The following is a 3,621-nucleotide window of genomic DNA, read 5'->3' as shown; positions in this document are numbered from 1 at the left end:
GGTGCTTGGTTTTGGAAGTTCGCGAAGCCCACTTCCAAAACCAAGCACCCTGCCCCGTCCCTCGTCCGTACGTATTCCCCGCTGAGCGGGTCATAGATGCCATGCACCGATGTGCTAAAGTGACGGCTTGAAATTGGTGCTATATTCGACTTGAGTTGTTTAATGCTAGTACGGGAGGCTGATATGGGGCTGTTCAAGAAGAAAAACCCGCAGGATGCCTTTGATCCCGATGTGTTTACCATCACGGATACGATTTTGGACCCGCCGCGGTTTACGTTTTTGCCGGCTATCTACCAGGATGCCACGCGCCGCAAGTGGGCCGTGCATCAGCGCGGCGCGACTCCGAGGATTTTTGACTACGCGGACGTGTTGCAGTGCGAAGTAGCCGAGGCGGGCGATCAGGAAGCCGATGAAGCGGTCTCTAAACAGGAATTTGCCCAGCGTATTCTGGCAAATCCCGCTAAGGCGGCAAAAATGAACGCAGCCAAGCGTAATATGTGTCTTGGTATGGGCGTTGTTGTGGCGGTTCAGACGGGAAAAGACGAGGTTTCCAAACTAGAGATTCCCGTTATGACCGATGAAGTCAAACGCGATTCAAGCCTATATAAGTCGTATCGGAATGTCGCCGAGAAGATCAAGGCCGAATTTGATGCCATGGGAGGGCTGGTCTAATTTTGGCGGCATACGTTTCTGAATGAGGAGTCTGTGCAATGGCAGGCGAATCTTATGCAATTCCCCCTAAAGATCGTGCTGTTGAGGGAATTCTATGGTATATCCAGCACCATCAGCTTGCCGGCGGCGATCGCCTGCCGGCCGAGCGCGTGCTGTGCGAAGAGATCGGCGTTTCGCGTACGGCGTTGCGTGCCGGTATCACGCGGCTCATCTCGTGTGGAACGCTCGAGAGCCGTCGCGGATCGGGTACGTATGTGTGTCCTCCTAAGCCGCTGAACATCTTCCAGGAAACGTATAACTTTTCCGATGCCGTGCGGACTGCCGGCCTGCATCCCTCTTCTCGTCTGGTTTCCATCGAGACCATCGAGGCGGATAAGACGCTTGCCGACAAGCTTGGGGTGGCTATAGGCGCTCCTTTGCTCCGCATGCAGCGCGTTCGACTTATTGAGGGCGAGCCGGCGTCAATCGAGACGGCTCACGTTAATCTGTCCCTGTGCCCATCGCTTCCCGAACACGATTTTGAGTGCGAGAGCCTTTACGATGTCTTGCTCAAAGAAGGTGGCGTGCGTGTTGAGCATGGACGTGAGCATATCTCCATCTCGCGTTTGAACGCCGAAGAGGCCGAGCTGCTCCAACAAGAAGAGGAAACGCCGGTGTTCTATGAGAGCACGATGGAATTTGATAAGGACATGCGTTTTGTGGAGCATTGCAAATCGGTGATTTTGCCCACAAAGTTCCGCTTTGCCGACAACGGCGAAAAGAACGGCATGAGGAGCGTGGCAGGTGAACAATGGCTGAAACAGTAGATGCCACCCCGGTTTATATGCGCATTCGACGCCGCATCGAGGAACGTATCGAGCGCGGTATATATCCCACGGGTTCCATGATTCCGTCCGAAAAAGACCTCGCTGAGGAATTTGGTACGACACGCTTGACCATCCGAAGTGCTGTCGATGAGCTGGTTCGGCGTGGGCAGATTCGACGCGTCCGCGGAAAGGGCGCGTTTGTGGCACAGAAAGTGCCCGTTGCGTACGAGCGAACAGGAGGCTTTCGCGAATCGGTTCGTGCTTCGGGCGGCGAGCCGTCCGTCCGTATCCTCGCGCGTTCCAAGCGTTATGCGGGCCCATATTATGCCAACCTGTTTGGCATTGCCGAGGACGATTTGCTGTATTCGATTCGGCGTTTGAACTGCGTCAACGGCGATCCCGTATCGATTGAGACGGCGTTCATCCCGTGCCTGCTGTTCCCCACAATCGAAGATATTGACGTGTCGGTCTTCAGTTTGTACGAGACCTATGAGATGTTGGGCCGAAAGCCGGTCATGGCACAGGAAAAGCTCGATATCGAAGCGCTGGGCGCGCGAGATGCCGGCCTGCTTGGACTGGAGCAGGGCGATCTTGCCTTGACGCTGGAGTGCGTGAGCTTCGATGCGAGCGGCCAGGCGATCGAGTACGTCAAGTCGTTTAACCGCGGCGATGCGGGTGGATATACCTATACGTACTAGCTGGTTTTTTTGCATAACGGGCTGAAAAGCTGACGGAATTTTGATTCGTTGAGCAGACTACATATATAACCTTACATGGCTCAAAATCGACCGTTCGCCGATGGGGATAAATTAATCGACAAAGAGGTATCAAAAAGCCGTAACCTGTAACTGTGATTGGTATCAAATACTAATGATTTGTTACGAGGTGAGACGATGAAGATGCTCGATTACGTTCAGCTTGCCCATGTGCGTATGGGAGCGAACCTCGAGCGTTCGTCTGAGCTGGTAGCGCAGCTCGTTGATATTATCCAGTCCGGTTCTTTTGACGCGCTGCGCATCGTTGCTTCGGGTTCGTCGCGCCATGCCGCCGATTGCGCCCGAGATTACCTGCAAGATGCGCTGCAGATGCAGGTGTCCGTTGTGACGCCCGAGGCCTTCGTCGATTTTGAACACACCTATCCGCAGCATGTGCTCAACATCGCCGTCTCGCAGAGTGGCTATTCGACCAATACGATTGCAGCGCTCGATTACATGCGTGCACACGATATGGCAGCTGTTGCGCTCACGGCAAACGTCGAGGCGCCCATCAAGGAGCACACTGATATCGTTCTTGACTACGGTGTGGGCGTCGAGTCGGTGGACTTTGTGACGCTGGGCGTCGAGGTCCTCGTTGAGTACCTGGTGCTCTTTGGTATTTACGGCGGTCAGGCGCGCGGAACGATTGACGCCAAGGGCGTTGCCCAGCGTTTAGACGACCTGCGCGAGGCTATCCATGCCAATGCCGTGATGTGCAAGACCGCCGAGGCATATGTCCAAGACCGCATGCTCGAGCTTTCTGAGCACATGCCCGCCATGGTCGTCGGCAACGGCCCCAACTATGGCGTTGCCGAAGAGGCGGCCCTCAAGCTGAGCGAGACCATCAAGATTCCTGCCATGCATCACGAGGGCGAGGAGTTCGTCCACGGTCCCGAGATGCAGATCGTTCCGGGTTATCTGGTGTTTATCGTCGACGATCCGCAGGGGTCGGAGCGTCTTGCGAATATCGCCGATGCGCTGTCGAACGTTACGGCAAAAACGGTGCTGCTCACGGCCCATCCCAGGGGTAGGGCTCACGAGGTTGCGGTGCCTCAGGTGGCTCCGCTGCTCAGCGCAATTCCCAATCTTGTGTTCTTCCAGACGATTGCGGCCATAATCGCCGAGCGTCTGAAGTCATGGGACGTGCACCCGTATCTCGATGCTGTCTCCAAGCAAATGGAGGTCAAGGCAGAGGGCTACGAAGAGTCAGTCAATGCGCTTAAGGCCAAAGCGGCTGAGTGTTACGGAATGTAAGCGGGTTTTGATGCCCGTTGGCATGGGGGATGTGGAGACAACCCCAGAAAGGAGAGACAAATGAAGGAAACCGAGAAGATCGAGATCATGCATTTCGACCAGGAGGGCTACCTCGAGGACGGCAAGGCGCTCTA

Annotated in this window: 4 protein-coding genes; all 4 read left to right on the top strand. The window is 55.3% G+C overall.

The window, feature by feature from the left end; genetic code table 11:
• The first annotated feature begins 183 nt into the window (after positions 1–183).
• On the top strand, positions 184–672 hold the full coding sequence (locus DW943_RS10255; protein WP_117862974.1) for a hypothetical protein: 489 nt from the start codon (positions 184–186) through the stop codon (positions 670–672).
• Between the two features lie 38 nt (positions 673–710).
• The gene (locus DW943_RS10250) at positions 711–1,478 is read left to right on the top strand and encodes a GntR family transcriptional regulator (RefSeq protein WP_117862973.1); all 768 of its coding nucleotides are present in this window, start codon (positions 711–713) and stop codon (positions 1,476–1,478) included.
• Positions 1,463–2,176, top strand: coding sequence for a GntR family transcriptional regulator (locus DW943_RS10245; RefSeq protein WP_099432289.1), 714 nt, complete (start codon positions 1,463–1,465; stop codon positions 2,174–2,176). Before DW943_RS10250 ends, DW943_RS10245 begins: the two co-directional genes overlap by 16 nt.
• 195 nt (positions 2,177–2,371) lie before the next feature.
• Positions 2,372–3,487 carry an SIS domain-containing protein gene (locus DW943_RS10240; protein ID WP_117862972.1) on the top strand — a complete coding sequence of 372 codons (1,116 nt, stop codon included), beginning with the start codon at positions 2,372–2,374 and terminating at the stop codon, positions 3,485–3,487.
• Positions 3,488–3,621: the final 134 nt, after the last annotated feature.

Source organism: Collinsella sp. AM44-11 (assembly GCF_003467145.1).
Taxonomy (GTDB): Bacteria; Actinomycetota; Coriobacteriia; order Coriobacteriales; family Coriobacteriaceae; genus Collinsella.
Note: the sequence above shows the minus strand (reverse complement) of the source record. Positions and strands in the feature narration are given on the sequence as shown.